Origin of the sequence: Pseudomonas chlororaphis (assembly GCF_001921865.1) — a bacterium.
Lineage (GTDB): Bacteria > Pseudomonadota > Gammaproteobacteria > Pseudomonadales > Pseudomonadaceae > Aquipseudomonas > Aquipseudomonas chlororaphis_D.
This window is the reverse complement of record NZ_MSCT01000002.1, coordinates 36,293-50,455: the sequence shown is the minus strand read 5'-3', so window position 1 is coordinate 50,455 and position 14,163 is coordinate 36,293. Positions and strand designations below refer to the sequence as shown.

Here is a 14,163-nt window from a genome sequence, read left to right as displayed (position 1 = left end):
GACTTGCCCGCAATGCTTTTAGATATTGGCGACTTTCTGCCAGACCTTGGGCTTGAAGAACAGCGTCTCGCCCTTGGCCAGCCCGACCAGGCTGTCATGGTCCTTCACCACTTCGGCCTCGATCAGCTCGCTCTGCCCTTCGACCTTCAGGGTCACCCGCGTGGTGGCGCCCAACGGACGGATATCGCGCACTTCGGCGGCGTGATGGTCGGCCAGTTCGGAGCGCGACAGCGACACTTCGTGCGGGCGGAACAGCACATGGTTGTCTTCGCCCAGGTGCAGGCGATTGGAGTCGCCGAGGAAGTGGTAGACGAAATCGCTGGCCGGGTTCTCGTAGACCTCGCCCGGCGAGCCGATCTGCTCGATCACGCCCTTGTTCATCACCACGATGCGGTCGGCCACTTCCATGGCTTCTTCCTGGTCGTGGGTGACGAACACCGAGGTCAGGTTGATGTCTTCGTGCAGCCGCGCCAGCCAGCGCCGCAGCTCCTTGCGCACCTTGGCGTCGAGGGCACCGAACGGTTCATCCAGCAGCAGCACCTTGGGCTCCACCGCCAGGGCGCGGGCCAGGGCGATACGCTGGCGCTGGCCGCCGGACAGCTGCTCCGGGTAGCGGTCGGCAAGCCAGTCCAGCTGCACCATGTTCAACAGCTCGTGGACCTTCTCGGCGATCCGGCTTTCGCTCGGACGCTGGTTTTTCGGCTTCATGCGCAGGCCGAAGGCAACGTTGTCGAACACGCTCATATGACGGAACAGCGCGTAGTGCTGGAACACGAAACCGACGTTGCGATCGCGCACGTCGTGGCCGGAGACGTCCTCACCGTGGAACACGATATTGCCGGCATCCGGGGTCTCCAGGCCGGCGATGATCCGCAGCAGGGTGGTCTTGCCGCAGCCGGACGGGCCCAGCAGCGCTACCAGCTCGCCGCTCTGGATGTCCAGGTTGATGCTGTTCAGGGCCTTGAAGGCATTGAAGTTCTTGCTGACGTTACGGACTTCGATCGACATGAATTATTCCTCCGCGGCGCTGGCGCGCAGGCGGTTGATTCGGGATTCGCTCCACTGCTTGAGCAGCAGGATGAACAGCGCAAGGATCAGCAACAGGCTCGCGACGGCGAACGCGGCGACGTGGTTGTACTCGTTGTAGAGGATCTCGACGTGCAGCGGCAGGGTGTTGGTCACCCCGCGAATGTGCCCGGAAACCACCGACACCGCGCCGAACTCGCCCATCGCCCGCGCGGTGCAGAGCACCACGCCGTAGATCAGGCCCCACTTGATGTTCGGCACGGTCACGTGCCAGAACATCTGCCAGCCGTTGGCCCCCAGCAGCCTGGCGGCTTCCTCTTCCTGGGTGCCCTGCTCCTGCATCAGCGGGATCAGCTCGCGGGCGACGAAGGGCACGGTGACGAAGATGGTCGCCAGGACGATGCCCGGCAGGGCGAAGACGATCTGGATGTCGTGGTCCGACAGCCACGGGCCGAACAGGCCCTGGGCACCGAACATCAGCACGTAGACCAGGCCGGCGATCACCGGCGAGACCGAGAACGGCAGGTCGATCAGGGTCACCAGGATGCTCTTGCCGCGGAAGTTGTATTTGCTCACGCACCAGGCGGCGCTGACGCCGAACACCAGGTTCAACGGCACCGAGATCAGCACCGCGATCACTGTCAGCTTCAGCGCCGACAGCGCATCGGGCTCGAAGATCGCGGCAAAGAACGCGCCGAAACCAAGCTTCAGGCCCTGGGACACCACGATAAACAGTGGCAGCAGCAGGAACAGGGCGAACACCAGCCAGCCGAGGCCGATCAGCACCCGCCGCGCAGCCGGGCTGCCACGACGGGCAGCGTTGACCGAAGAGGCCGCAATAGACGATTGGGACATGGTTCGCGCCTCCTTAAGGTCGTTCGATGCGCCGCTGCAGCAGGTTGATCAGCAGCAACAGGACAAAGGACACCACCAGCATCAACACGCCGATGGAGGTGGCGCCGGTGTAATCGTACTGGTCGAGCTTGACCATGATCAGCAGCGGCAGGATCTCGGTTTTCATCGGCATGTTGCCGGCGATGAAGATCACCGAACCGTACTCGCCGACGCCCCGGGCAAAGGCCAGGGCGAAACCGGTCAGCCAGGCCGGCAGCAGCGCCGGCACCAGGATATGGCGGAACACCTGCCAGGGCTTGGCGCCGAGGCAGGCGGCGGCTTCCTCGACTTCCCGGGGGATGTCGGCCAGTACCGGCTGCACGGTGCGCACCACGAACGGCAGGGTGACGAAGGTCAGCGCCAGGGTGATGCCCAGCGGGGTGTAGGCGATCTTGAAACCCAGGTCGGTGGCGAACTGGCCGACCAGGCCGGTCGGCGCGTACAGCGCGGTCAGGGCGATACCGGCCACGGCGGTGGGCAGGGCGAACGGCAGGTCGATCATCGCGTCGATGATCTTGCGTCCGGGAAAGCTGTAGCGCACCAGCACCCAGGCCAGCAACGTGCCGATCACGCCGTTGATGATCGCCGCGTACAGCGCCGTGCCGAAGCTCAGCTTGAGCGCGGCCAACACCCGCGGCGCCGAAACGATGGCCCAGAATTGATCCCAGGTGAGTTGGGCGGCGTGCACGAACATCGCCGCCAGGGGTATGAGCACAATCAGGCTGAGGTACACCAAGGTGTAGCCCAGCGTCAGCCCGAAGCCGGGTATGACGGGGGAGATACGACGCGACATAAAAGTCCTTGGTTAGCGGATAGTGACCACTACTGTAGGAGCGAGCTTGCTCGCGAAGCTCGTCAACGATACCGCGTGCATTCTGAACGATTGCGGTGCCCTTGCGTTCTTCGCGAGCCAGCTCGCTCCTACAGTTCGGTGGTTAATGCTGCTTACTGCGCCTGGTAGATCTGGTCGAACACCCCGCCGTCATTGAAGAATTTGGGTTGGGCAGTTTTCCAGCCGCCGAAGTCCTTGTCGATGGTCACCAGGTCCAGTTTCGGGAACTGCTGGGCATATTTGGCGGCGATATCCTTGTCCCGCGGACGATAGAAGTTCTTCGCCGCGATTTCCTGGCCGGCCGGGCTGTACAGGTGCTTGAGGTAGGCCTCGGCGATCTCGGTATTGCCCTTTTTCTCGGCGTTCTTGTCCACCACCGCCACCGGCGGCTCGGCGAGGATCGACAGCGAAGGCACGACGATATCGAACTTGTCGGCGCCGCCGTCTTCCTTCAGGGCCAGGAAGGCTTCGTTCTCCCAGGCCAGCAACACGTCGCCCTGGCCGTTGTTGACGAAGGTGATGGTCGAACCGCGAGCGCCGGTATCCAGCACCGGTACGTGCTTGAACAGTTCCTTGACGTATTCCTGGGCCTTGGCTTCGCTGCCGCCGGCTTTCAGGCCGTAGGCCCAGGCCGCGAGGAAGTTCCAGCGGGCGCCGCCGGAGGTTTTCGGGTTCGGGGTAATCACCGACACATCTTTCTTGATCAGGTCGCCCCAGTCCTTGATGCCCTTGGGGTTGCCCTTGCGCACCAGGAACACGATGGTCGAGGTGTAAGGCGTGCTCGCGTCCGGCAGGCGTTTCTGCCAGTCGGCCGGCAGGGTCTTGCCGAGCTTGGCGATTTCGTCGATGTCGCCGGCCAGCGCCAGGGTCACCACGTCGGCGCGCAGGCCGTCGATCACCGCGCGGCCCTGCTTGCCCGAACCGCCGTGGGATTGCTGGATCTTGACGTTGTCGCCCGGGTGCTCCTTTTTCCAGAAGGCGGTGAATTCGGCGTTGTAGTCCTGGTACAGCTCGCGGGTCGGGTCGTACGACACGTTGAGCAACTCGTAATCCTTGGCAACGGCGGAACCGGCAAAAACGGCGCTGGCGAGGGCGGCCAGGGCATAACGGCGAATCGACGACATGATGGAGCTCCCGAAAATTTTTTAGTGTGCTGGCATTTTTCTTATGGCGAATCAGGCCCGCATTCGCGAACGAACGCTGGGGCAATCATTGCTGGGGGTCATGAAGACGCCCTCCGGTGGTCCAGTCGGGCCTCTGCGGGCTCCTGCGAAGAGCCCGAGAGGGTGACGCGGAATTCAGCTCGGTTTATTGCCGGGGTTTTGCAGGCGGAATTTTTCCTTGCGCTCGATCTGCACGACCTGGGCGTTGTGCACGGTGATTTCCACCGCGCCAAAACGCAGGTCGCGCAATGCGCTTTGAATCTCGCGCAAGATGGTTTGTTCGTCCTGGCCGTCAACGCTACGAAGAGATGCGCTCATGGTGCTGCTCCTGAATGAGATGTGCCCCGGCAGTGGCGGCACTGCTTGTGGCGTGAGGGCAATAGTAGATAGGCGCGGATATTCTTAAAAATACTATTTAAGAATGTTTATATAACCAGAAAAAATTATTTGCCGTGGCGCGGGGTTGCGTCACTTCAGACGCCGAGAACCCTGTAGCCGCTGCCGCAGGCTGCGATCGGCCGGAACGGCCGCGGCAGTCATGAGGATGATGGAGGACCTGCGGTCCTGGCGCAGCCTGCGGCAGCGGCTACAGGGATGGAATCCATGCCGGCAAGGGGTCAACGGATCTCCGGCGCCCGCCCCCACTCCAGCCGTTCGGCCGGCACCGGGCGGCCGAACCAGTAGCCCTGGGCCAGGTCGCAGCCCTGGTCGAGGAGGAACCGCGCCTGCTCCACCTGCTCGATGCCTTCGGCGTGCACCTGCATGCCCATGCTCTGGGCCAGGGCGATGATCACCCGGGAAATCGCCGCGTCGTCTTCGTCCCACGGCAGGCCGGCGACGAAGCCCTGGTCGATCTTCAACTTCTGCACCGGCAGGCGCTTGAGCCGCAGCAGCGAGGAATATCCGGTGCCGAAGTCGTCGATGGCCAGGCGCAGCCCCAGCTCGCGCAGGCGATGCATCTGTTCCAGGGCCACCTCGGGGTCTTCCATGACCGCGCTTTCGGTGACTTCCAGCTCCAGGTAGGCCGGGTCCAGGCCGGTGTCGTGCAGCACCTGCGCCACCTGCTGGTACAGCTCGCGCCGGGCGAACAGGCGGCTGGACACGTTCACCGCGACAAAGGACAGCGCCACGCCCTCCGCCAGCCATTGGCACATCTGTCGGCAGGCCTGCTGCATGACCCAGGCATCGACCTCGGCGATCAACCCGGTGCGCTCGGCAATCGGAATGAACTCGCCGGGCGGCACCAGGCCGCGCTGCGGATGCTGCCAGCGCACCAGTGCCTCGACGCCGACCATACGGCCGCCGGCGAGGTCGTGCACCGGCTGGTAGAACACCCGCAGCTCCTGCTGCTCCAGGGCGCGGCGCAACTCGAAGGCGATCTCGACCCGTTGCTGGGCGTGGGCCGTCAGTTCCTCGGTGTACAGCGCGTAACTGTCGCGCCCCGCGCTCTTGGCCTTGAACAGCGCCGTGTCGGCATTGCGCAACAGTTGCTCGGCGCTCAGGGCGTCGCTGGGAAACAGGCTGATGCCGATGCTGGCATTGATGAACAGCTGGTTGTCGTCCATCAGGAACGGCTGCTTCAGGCCGTCGATGATGCGCTGCGCCAGTACCGCGGCCTGCCCCGGTTGGGCGCAGCTTTCGACCAGCACGGCGAACTCGTCGCCGCCCAGCCGCGCCAGGGTGATGCCCGGCCCGAACATGCCTTGCAGGCGCTGGGCCACGGCCTTGAGCAGACGGTCGCCGACGTTGTGCCCGAGGCTGTCGTTGATCATCTTGAAATGGTCCAGGTCGACCATCAGCAGCGCGCAGCCGCGTTTGTGGATCTGCGCCGACGCCAGGGCCTGCTCGGCCCGGTCGGTAAACAGCAGGCGATTGGGCAGGTCGGTCAGCGGGTCGTGGTGCGCCAGGTGGGCCAGTTCGTGCTCGGAGTCCTTGATCGCGCTGATGTCGGAAAACACCGCGACATAGTGGCTGAGCTGGTCGTCGTCATCGTGGATGGCGCGGATGGTCTGCCACTGCGGGTAGATCTCGCCGCATTTGCGCCGGTTCCAGATCTCGCCGCTCCATTCGCCCGTGGCCTTCAGTGTGTCGAACATCGACTGATAGAAATCCGCGCTGTGGTGCCCGGACTTGAACAGGCTCGGCTGGTGCCCCAGCACCTCGTCGCGCTGATAACCGGTGATCTCCATGAAGGCTCGGTTCACATGGACGATCTTGCCGCGGCGGTCGCTGACCAGTACCCCTTCGCGGGTGCAATCGAACACGGCGGCCGCCTGGCGCAGGCGCTCGCGGTCCTCTCGGCGGTGATGCAGCCAGGCGTCGGCCCCCAGCACACGCAACAAACGGCCCCGCGCGGCGAAGATCAAGGCGGCGCTGACCAGGGCCCAGGCATACCCGTTGATCTGCTGCCAGCGCGCCAGCTCGTTCGATTCATCGAAGAAACTGTTCAATAAATAACCACTGAACTGCAACCACGCCACAGACAGCAAGAAATAAAGCAGGGCGGCACGCAGAGCGTCGCGAGCAGAAACCGACATAAGGTCGTCAATGTCCTTACGAAAAACTTGGGATTATAGAGGAAGAAACATCTCGCCACTCTTATCTGAAAGGGCGACTGGTTTTCTGTGTCCGCTTGGTGATAATGCGACTGCTGTTTTTTCTTTATCGAGGGCCCTACAGCCTATGTGGTACGAAGGTTTTCTTGGCTTGTCGGCCTGGCAACTGGTCGCAGTCACCCTGGTCATGACCCACATCACCATCGTGGGCGTCACGGTTTACCTGCATCGCTATTCAGCCCATCGCTCCCTGGAGCTCAATGCCGGCCTGAAACATTTCTTCCGCTTCTGGCTGTGGCTGACCACGGCGCAGAACACCCGCGAGTGGACCGCCATCCACCGCAAGCACCACGCCAAATGCGAAACCGAGGACGACCCCCACAGCCCGGTGATCAAGGGCCTGTCCACGGTGCTGCGCAAAGGGGCCGAGTTGTATCGCGAAGAGGCGAAGAACCCGGAAACCCTGCGCATCTACGGCAAGAACTGCCCGGACGACTGGATCGAGCGCAACCTCTACTCGCGCTACAAGCTGGGCGGCGTGGCGCTGATGGCGGTGATCGACCTGCTGCTGTTCGGCACCATCGGCATCACCATCTGGGCGATCCAGATGATGTGGATTCCGTTCTGGGCCGCCGGCGTGATCAACGGCCTGGGCCATGCGGTCGGCTATCGCAACTTCGAGTGCCGCGACGCGGCGACCAACCTGGTGCCCTGGGGCATCCTGGTGGGCGGCGAAGAACTGCACAACAACCATCACACCTACCCCAACTCGGCCAAGCTGTCGGTGAAGAAGTGGGAGTTCGACCTGGGCTGGGCCTGGATCAAGGTGTTCAGCTTCCTGCGCCTGGCCAAGGTGCAGCGCGTGGCGCCGATCGCCCACCGGGTCGAAGGCAAGGGCCACCTGGACATGGACACGGCGATGGCGATCCTCAACAACCGCTTCCAGATCATGGCGCAGTACCGCAAGCTGGTGATCGCGCCGCTGGTCAAGCAGGAGCTGGACAAGGTCGATCACTCGGTGCGCCACCAGTTCCATCGCGCCAAGCGCCTGCTGTCGCGGGAAACCAGCCTGCTGGAAGAGCGCCACCATGCGCGTATCCAGAACATGCTGGAGCACAGCCAGGCACTGAAAGTGATCTACGAAAAACGCCTGGCGCTGCAACAGATCTGGGCCAAGACCAGTTCCAACGGCCACGACATGCTGGCCGCGATCAAGGACTGGGTCCACGAAGCCGAGGCCAGCGGGATCCAATCGCTGCGCGACTTCGCCAACCAGCTGAAGACCTACTCGCTGCGCCCCGCCAACGCCTGACGCCAAGCCCCCCGCCCCGCCATTGCGCCTCACCGGCCGTGGCGGGCGGACCTGGCCGCCAGGCCCCGGTTTTCAAGGGATTCCCCCCGGCGGAGTGACCGCCCAGCGGGAGCCTGCTTCCCGGCCACGGCCAACGGGAACTTCATCGCCAATCCCCTATCTCAAGCAACACTTCGCCATCCAGGCGGGCTTTGCGTGACCGCTGCATTTGTCCAGCGGCGTGCGTTTCGAGATCTGTGCCGATGGTCAACAAGAACCCACAACTCCCATCCGCGTTTCCCCAGTGGCCCGAGGCCGCACAAACCCTGATGGCGCTGATGCACGCCCAGGGCGAGGTCGCCCGGCTGACGGAGCGCGAACAGCTGTTCAGCTCCTTGCTGGTGAGCGTCAATGCCGTGCTCTGGGCATTCAACTGGGAAACCCGCCAGGTGCTGTATGTCAGCCCGGCGTACGAACGCATCTTCGGTCGCTCCGCGGGCCTGCTGCTGGCCGACTTCAACGAGTGGCGCGACAGCATCTACCCCGACGACCTCGAATACGCCGAGCGCAGCCTGGCCCAGGTGCTGGAAACAGGCGCGGTGGAAGACCGCGAGTACCGGATCATCGACGCCCAGGGCGACATCCGCTGGCTCAGCGACAAGTGCTTCATCAATCGCAATACCGAGCCGGGGGACCCGGTGATCATCGTCGGCCTCGCCGAAGACATCACCGAGAAAAAGCAGCTGGAAACCGAGCTGCAACGCCTGGCCACCACCGACGTCCTGACCCAGAGCAGCAACCGCCGGCACTTCTTCGAGTGCGCCAACCAGGAATTCGAGCAGGCGCGCCTGCAAGGCACGCCGCTGGCCTTCCTGTTGCTGGACATCGACGATTTCAAGGTGGTCAACGACACCTACGGCCACCCCGAAGGCGACAACGTCCTGCAACGTATCGCCGAGACCGGCCGCGCCACCCTGCGCCGCGGCGACCTGTTCGGACGGATCGGCGGCGAGGAGTTTGCCGCGATCTTCCCCGGCTGCGCCCCGGACATGGCGCGCCAGGTCGCCGAGCGCCTGCAACGGGAAATCCAGCGCTTGGTCTTCAGCCATGGCGAGGAGCCGTTCAGCATTACCGTCAGCCAGGGCCTGACCAGCCTCACCGCCGACGACGAAAACCTCGACAGCCTGTTCGCCCGCGCCGACGCGGCGATGTACGAGGCCAAGCGCCAGGGCAAGAACCGGATCGTTTCGGGGTAGGTTGCCGCGAGGGGCGCGGCGCCGGTATCGCGAGCAAGCTCGCTCCTACAGGTTATCCACGTACCTGTAGGAGCGAGCTTGCTCGCGATCAGCCTTTGCGCAGGCGAACCAGCTCCGGCAGACCGATCTTCAGCAGCCGCGCGGTCTTGCTGCTGGCCAGTTCTTCGAGGCCCTCGGAGGGCTGCAGGCGGGCGAGCTGGGCGGAGAGGTTCATCACCAGCGCCTCGCGCGAATAAACCCCACCGCCCAGCAGGTAGACCGAGGCAATCAGATCGCGCAACTCCAGCGGCAGGCGCCAGCGGGTGCGCAAGGCCGAACCGTAGCCGGCGCCGAACCGGGCCAGGGCGTCGCCAATTTCTTCCATGTCGTCCAGCGCGCCGCCGGCCTGCTTCCATTCTTGCAGGCAACGCAGCAACGCCAGGTCCCCCAGGCGATGCAGCATGCCCGCGCAATAGCAGCGCTCCTGGTCCAGATCCAGCAGCCGGGCCAGGGTCCGCCCATATTCCGCGGTGTGCAGCGACAGGTCCCAGTAACGCTCGGCATAGTCGGCCAGCGCCGGATCGTTCAGGTGTGCGCTGCGCTTGAGGGTCAGGCCGAGGATCAGGTTCATGCTCTGCCCGGAACCCAGCCGGTGCAGGGCCTGAGGCAGGGTCTGCACGGCGCTGCCATGGTGCTGGGCGGCGCTGTTGGCCGCGGCGATCAACACCGCGGTGATCTGCGGATCGGTACGCACTTCCTCTTCCAGCAACTTGAGGTCGAGGCCGTCGGGGTTGAGGCTGCGTTTCACCGCCAGCTGCACATCGGTGAGCAACGGCGCACCGTCGGCCTGATCGCGACGGCGTTCGAGAAAGGTCCACAAGGTCATGCCCGGCGCCAGGGCCGGAACCTCGCACGACACTTCCTGGCCAGCGTCCAGCAGCAGGTCCTGCAAGCGCTGGGTCAGGCCGTCCATGTCCAGCGGCTTGGTCAGGTAGGCCGTCGGCGCCAGCGGCAAGGCTTCGCGCACACTGGCGCTGTCGCTGCGATGGCTCAGGAGGATAAAGGGCAACACCGGATTGCGCTTGCGCTGGCGCACGCTGCGCAGCACGCCCAGGCCATCGACGCCGGGCAATTCCCAGTCGGCGATCACCAGGTCGTAGGGTTTTTCGGCCAGCAGCTGCAGGGCTTCCTGACCGTCGGCACAGACATCCAGCCGGGCATCGCAACGTACGTTCAGCAACACCTGTTTCAACAAGTCGCGTGCCCAGGGGTCCGCCTCGGCAATCAACACTCGCGGTACAGCGGGTAAATCCACAGCAGTCATGCAGCACGCTCCTTGGGCAATCCCTGCACCTTAGTCAAAGCCGACCGATCCATACAGCGCAAATGCCCTCGAACGGGCAGCCCGGCATAAAAAAACCCGCCGTAGCGGGTTTTTTGTCGATCGGCTCACAGGCAACCAGGCCCCTGCGGGATCAGAGCTCCGAGAAGCACTCTTCGATGATCGCCAGGCCTTTATCCAGTTGCTCGTCCGGCGAGGTCAGCGGAACCAGCACGCGCAACACGTTGCCGTAGGTGCCGCAGGACAGCAGGATCAGGCCCTTGTCGCGTGCCTTGGCCACCACGGCAGCCACGGCAGCGGCGTTCGGCTTGTGGAAGTCGCCGTCGTCGAACAGCTCGACCGCGATCATCGAGCCCAGGGCGCGCACTTCGCCGATCACCGGGTACTTGGCCTGGATGGCCTTGAGGCCGGTCACCAGACGCTCGCCGACAGCCTTGCAGCGATCCAGCAGGTGCTCTTCCTCGAACACGTCCATCACGGCCAGGGCCGCGGCGCAGGCGATCGGGCTACCGGCATAGGTGCCGCCCAGGCCGCCTGGAGCGATGGCGTCCATGTATTCGGCCTTGCCGCAGACACCGGCCAGCGGGAAGCCGCCCGCGATGGACTTGGCGAAGGTGGTCAGGTCGGCGGCGACGCCCATCTGTTCCATGGCGAAGAAGGTGCCGGTACGGCCAGCGCCGGTCTGCACTTCGTCGGCGATCAGCAGGATGCCGTGCAGGTCGCACAAGGCGCGCAGGCGCTTCATGAACTCTTTGGGCGCGATGTAGAAACCGCCTTCGCCCTGCACCGGCTCAATGATGATCGCGGCGATGTCTTTAGGCTCGGCATCGTTCTTGAAGATGCGCTCGATGCTGGCGATCGAATCGTCGACGCTCACACCGTGCAACTCGTTCGGGTACAGCGCGCGGAAGATGCCGCCTGGCATCAGGCCCATGCCGGCCGAGTACGGCACGACCTTGCCGGTCAGGCCCAGGGTCATCATGGTGCGGCCGTGGTAGGCGCCGGTGAAGGCGATCACGCCGGCGCGGCCAGTGGCGGCACGGGCGATCTTCACGGAGTTTTCCACGGCTTCGGAACCGGTGGTCACCAGCAGGGTTTTCTTGGCGAAATCGCCAGGCACCTTGGCGTTCACTTTTTCGCACAGTTCCACGTAAGGCTCGTAGGCCAGGACCTGGAAGCAAGTGTGGGTCAGCTTGTTCAGCTGCTCGGTCACCGCGGCGATGATTTTCGGGTGCAGGTGGCCGGTGTTGAGCACGGCGATACCGCCGGCGAAGTCGATGAACTCACGACCTTCAACGTCGGTTACCGTGGCGTTCTTCGCGGAATCGGCGAAGATCGGGTGAATCTGCCCTACACCGCGTGGAACAGCGGCAACACGGCGGGCCATCAAGTCAGCGTTAGTCTTGCTCATTACAGTCCTCATTCGCCGCTCATCGGTCGGCGTGGTTCAAGGATGACGCGGCGGGAAGACGAACTGCGACAGCATGCGATGATCGACTGCCACAGGGTTACCGGCCACAGAGAAAATTCAATCGGTGAAACGGCGCAAAGGGACAGCGCTCTCGTGCCCTTTGCGCTTGCAGCAATGCCTTGCCCTTCGAACTTAGATGCCCAGGCAGAGGTATTTGATTTCCAGGTAATCCTCGATGCCGTACTTGGAGCCTTCGCGGCCCAGGCCCGAGGCCTTGATGCCGCCGAACGGCGCAACTTCGTTGGAGATCAGCCCGGTGTTGACCCCGACCATGCCGTATTCCAGGGCCTCGGCCACGCGGAACACACGGCCCAGGTCGCGGGCATAGAAGTAGGAAGCCAGGCCGAATTCGGTGTCGTTGGACATGGCGATCACTTCGGCCTCGTCCTTGAAACGGAACAGCGGCGCCAGCGGGCCGAAGGTTTCTTCCTTGGCCACGGCGGCGTCTTTCGGCACGTTGACCAGGATGGTCGGCTCGAAGAAGTTGCCTTCGATGGACTTGCCGCCGGCCAGCAGGGTCGCGCCTTTGCCCAGGGCGTCGGCGATGTGTTCCTGGACCTTGGCCACGGCTTTTTCGTCGATCAAGGGACCGGTGGTGGTGCCCTCTTCCAGGCCGTTGCCGATCTTCAGCTTGGCCACCGCCGCTTTCAGTTTTTCGGCGAAGGCGTCGTAGACCGAATCCTGGATGTACAGGCGATTGGCGCAGACGCAGGTCTGGCCGTTGTTGCGGTACTTGGAGATGATCGCGCCTTCGACGGCCTTATCCAGGTCCGCGTCGTCGAACACGATGAACGGCGCGTTGCCGCCCAGTTCCAGGGAAACCTTCTTGATGTCCTTGGCGCATTCGGCCATCAGCTGGCGACCGATTTCGGTCGAGCCGGTGAACGACAGCTTGCGCACGATCGGGTTGCTGGTCAGCTCGCCGCCCACTTCGCCGGCGCTGCCGGTGACCACGCTCAGCACGCCTTTGGGGATGCCGGCGCGGTGGGCCAGCTCGACCAGGGCCAGGGCGGAGAACGGGGTCTGCGAAGCCGGCTTGATCACCATGGTGCAACCGGCGGCCAGGGCCGGGCCGGCTTTACGGGTGATCATCGCCGCCGGGAAGTTCCACGGGGTGATGGCCGCGGTCACGCCGATCGGCTGCTTGATCACGATCAGGCGCTTGTCTGGCTGGTGGCCGGGGATCACGTCGCCGTAGATGCGCTTGGCTTCTTCGGCGAACCATTCGATGAAGGACGCGGCGTAGGCGATTTCGCCCTTGGCTTCGGCCAGCGGCTTGCCCTGTTCCAGGGTCATCAGGCGGCCCAGGTCGTCCTGGTTTTCGATCAGCAGCTCGTACCAGCGACGCAGCTTGGTCGCCCGCTCCTTGGCGGTCAGCGCGCGCCAGGCCGGCAGGGCCTTGTCGGCGGCTTCGATGGCGCGACGGGTTTCCGCGGCGCCCATCTTCGGCACGCTGCCGATGATCTCGCCCGTGGCCGGGTTGTTCACTTTGATCGTCTGGCCATTGTCCGCGTCGACCCAAGCCCCATCGATGAAGGCTTGCTGGCGGAACAACTGGGCGTCTTTAAGCTGCATGTCGGTTTCCTTAACAGCACCGCGCGGGGCGGAGCGAATTGTGATTGTTGAAAGGCGCCTTGACAGGCTGCCGTCAGGAAAATCTTTTACCGGGCTCAAGTACAGAAACAGCGCCTATCAGAATAGACGTGTGGGTCGGCTCTTGGACAAGAGCGTTTGAAATCTCAAACGAATCCTAGGGTCAACCTCGGTAAAGGACAATAGTCCGTTCAAAAAAAAGAACGAAAACGCCGCTTTAGCAGAATTTTTCGGATCAACGACACCCCGCCTCCACGGTTGCAGCCCCCCTGTAGGAGCGAGCTTGCTCGCGATGGCGGCCTGACGGTCGACATCGCTGTTGAACGGGCGTTCTTTATCGCGAGCAAGCTCGCTCCTGCAAAGGGCTAGGGTGGCGATGCCGAAACGCAAAAACCCCGCAGCCGTGAGGCTGCAGGGTTCCGGGCGAGGCCAGGCCTTAAGTGAACGACTTGAGGATCGTCAGCAGGCTGGTGAGGTTATCGCCCACACCGCCCTGGGCCACTTTTTCGGTGGCCGCCGCGCCGGCGGTGGTGTCGACGCTGTAGATCTGCATCACGCCCTGGTTGGTGGCTGCCTGGGCCAGGGTGTTTTGCTGTTGCTGGGCCGATACCGAGTTCTGGAACAGGATCGCGACGGATTGCCCCAGGGATTGGTAGATGGTGCCCATCGACATGGCGGGCGCTTCGGCCACGACCTTGACGTTGGTCTGGGTGACGGCATCGGTGATTTGCGGACTGACTGTGCTCATAAGTGAAACTCCA

12 protein-coding genes are annotated in these 14,163 nt (G+C 63.6%); 2 read left to right on the top strand and 10 right to left on the bottom strand.

Annotated elements, in window-relative coordinates; translation table 11 throughout:
• Positions 1–18 precede the first annotated feature (18 nt).
• The 6 genes from BTN82_RS00480 to dibA all read right to left on the bottom strand — a co-directional run bounded on the left by BTN82_RS00480 (position 19) and on the right by dibA (position 6,452).
• On the bottom strand, positions 19–1,008 hold the full coding sequence (locus BTN82_RS00480) for a sulfate/molybdate ABC transporter ATP-binding protein (RefSeq protein WP_075117226.1): 990 nt from the start codon (positions 1,006–1,008) through the stop codon (positions 19–21).
• A gap of 3 nt (positions 1,009–1,011) precedes the next feature.
• Positions 1,012–1,881, bottom strand: a complete 870-nt coding sequence (gene cysW / locus BTN82_RS00475; protein WP_075117225.1) for a sulfate ABC transporter permease subunit CysW — start codon at positions 1,879–1,881, stop codon at positions 1,012–1,014.
• A gap of 13 nt (positions 1,882–1,894) precedes the next feature.
• Positions 1,895–2,713: a sulfate ABC transporter permease subunit CysT gene (gene cysT / locus BTN82_RS00470; protein ID WP_007921521.1), complete on the bottom strand. Its 819-nt coding sequence runs from the start codon at positions 2,711–2,713 to the stop codon at positions 1,895–1,897.
• Positions 2,714–2,865: 152 nt separating this feature from the next.
• The gene (locus tag BTN82_RS00465; RefSeq protein ID WP_075117224.1) at positions 2,866–3,876 is read right to left on the bottom strand and encodes a sulfate ABC transporter substrate-binding protein; all 1,011 of its coding nucleotides are present in this window, start codon (positions 3,874–3,876) and stop codon (positions 2,866–2,868) included.
• Positions 3,877–4,050: 174 nt separating this feature from the next.
• Complete coding sequence (gene oscA / locus BTN82_RS00460) at positions 4,051–4,233, bottom strand: sulfur starvation response protein OscA (protein ID WP_009041629.1); 183 nt, start codon at positions 4,231–4,233, stop codon at positions 4,051–4,053.
• A gap of 299 nt (positions 4,234–4,532) precedes the next feature.
• Positions 4,533–6,452 (bottom strand): phosphodiesterase DibA, encoded by a 1,920-nt coding sequence (gene dibA / locus BTN82_RS00455; RefSeq protein ID WP_075117223.1) that lies wholly within the window; start codon positions 6,450–6,452, stop codon positions 4,533–4,535.
• Positions 6,453–6,597: 145 nt separating this feature from the next.
• Between dibA and desA the strand changes: the two genes are divergently transcribed.
• Entirely contained in the window at positions 6,598–7,782 is a 1,185-nt protein-coding gene (desA, locus tag BTN82_RS00450; protein WP_075117222.1) for a delta-9 fatty acid desaturase DesA, read from the top strand.
• 242 nt (positions 7,783–8,024) lie between these two features.
• Positions 8,025–9,017 carry a GGDEF domain-containing protein gene (locus BTN82_RS00445; RefSeq protein ID WP_075117221.1) on the top strand — a complete coding sequence of 331 codons (993 nt, stop codon included), beginning with the start codon at positions 8,025–8,027 and terminating at the stop codon, positions 9,015–9,017.
• Positions 9,018–9,105: 88 nt separating this feature from the next.
• Here BTN82_RS00445 and BTN82_RS00440 read toward each other — a convergent pair whose 3' ends face one another.
• From BTN82_RS00440 to BTN82_RS00425, 4 genes are all read right to left on the bottom strand, one after another.
• Entirely contained in the window at positions 9,106–10,320 is a 1,215-nt protein-coding gene (locus tag BTN82_RS00440) for an HDOD domain-containing protein (RefSeq protein ID WP_075117220.1), read from the bottom strand.
• 151 nt (positions 10,321–10,471) lie between these two features.
• Positions 10,472–11,749, bottom strand: a complete 1,278-nt coding sequence (gabT, locus tag BTN82_RS00435) for a 4-aminobutyrate--2-oxoglutarate transaminase (protein WP_075117219.1) — start codon at positions 11,747–11,749, stop codon at positions 10,472–10,474.
• Between the two features lie 192 nt (positions 11,750–11,941).
• Positions 11,942–13,384 carry an NADP-dependent succinate-semialdehyde dehydrogenase gene (gene gabD, locus BTN82_RS00430; RefSeq protein ID WP_075117218.1) on the bottom strand — a complete coding sequence of 481 codons (1,443 nt, stop codon included), beginning with the start codon at positions 13,382–13,384 and terminating at the stop codon, positions 11,942–11,944.
• 454 nt (positions 13,385–13,838) lie between these two features.
• Entirely contained in the window at positions 13,839–14,150 is a 312-nt protein-coding gene (locus BTN82_RS00425) for a RebB family R body protein (protein WP_075117217.1), read from the bottom strand.
• Between the last annotated feature and the right edge of the window lie 13 nt (positions 14,151–14,163).

Excerpts from the sequence above, each read along its gene's own strand:
- BTN82_RS00480 (WP_075117226.1), bottom strand. The coding sequence starts at position 1,008 with ATGTCGATCGAAGTCCGTAACGTCAGCAAGAACTTCAATGCCTTCAAG.
- cysW (WP_075117225.1), bottom strand. The coding sequence starts at position 1,881 with ATGTCCCAATCGTCTATTGCGGCCTCTTCGGTCAACGCTGCCCGTCGT.
- cysT (WP_007921521.1), bottom strand. The coding sequence starts at position 2,713 with ATGTCGCGTCGTATCTCCCCCGTCATACCCGGCTTCGGGCTGACGCTG.
- BTN82_RS00465 (WP_075117224.1), bottom strand. The coding sequence starts at position 3,876 with ATGTCGTCGATTCGCCGTTATGCCCTGGCCGCCCTCGCCAGCGCCGTT.
- oscA (WP_009041629.1), bottom strand. The coding sequence starts at position 4,233 with ATGAGCGCATCTCTTCGTAGCGTTGACGGCCAGGACGAACAAACCATC.
- dibA (WP_075117223.1), bottom strand. The coding sequence starts at position 6,452 with ATGTCGGTTTCTGCTCGCGACGCTCTGCGTGCCGCCCTGCTTTATTTC.
- desA (WP_075117222.1), top strand. The coding sequence starts at position 6,598 with ATGTGGTACGAAGGTTTTCTTGGCTTGTCGGCCTGGCAACTGGTCGCA.
- BTN82_RS00445 (WP_075117221.1), top strand. The coding sequence starts at position 8,025 with ATGGTCAACAAGAACCCACAACTCCCATCCGCGTTTCCCCAGTGGCCC.
- BTN82_RS00440 (WP_075117220.1), bottom strand. The coding sequence starts at position 10,320 with ATGACTGCTGTGGATTTACCCGCTGTACCGCGAGTGTTGATTGCCGAG.
- gabT (WP_075117219.1), bottom strand. The coding sequence starts at position 11,749 with ATGAGCAAGACTAACGCTGACTTGATGGCCCGCCGTGTTGCCGCTGTT.
- gabD (WP_075117218.1), bottom strand. The coding sequence starts at position 13,384 with ATGCAGCTTAAAGACGCCCAGTTGTTCCGCCAGCAAGCCTTCATCGAT.
- BTN82_RS00425 (WP_075117217.1), bottom strand. The coding sequence starts at position 14,150 with ATGAGCACAGTCAGTCCGCAAATCACCGATGCCGTCACCCAGACCAAC.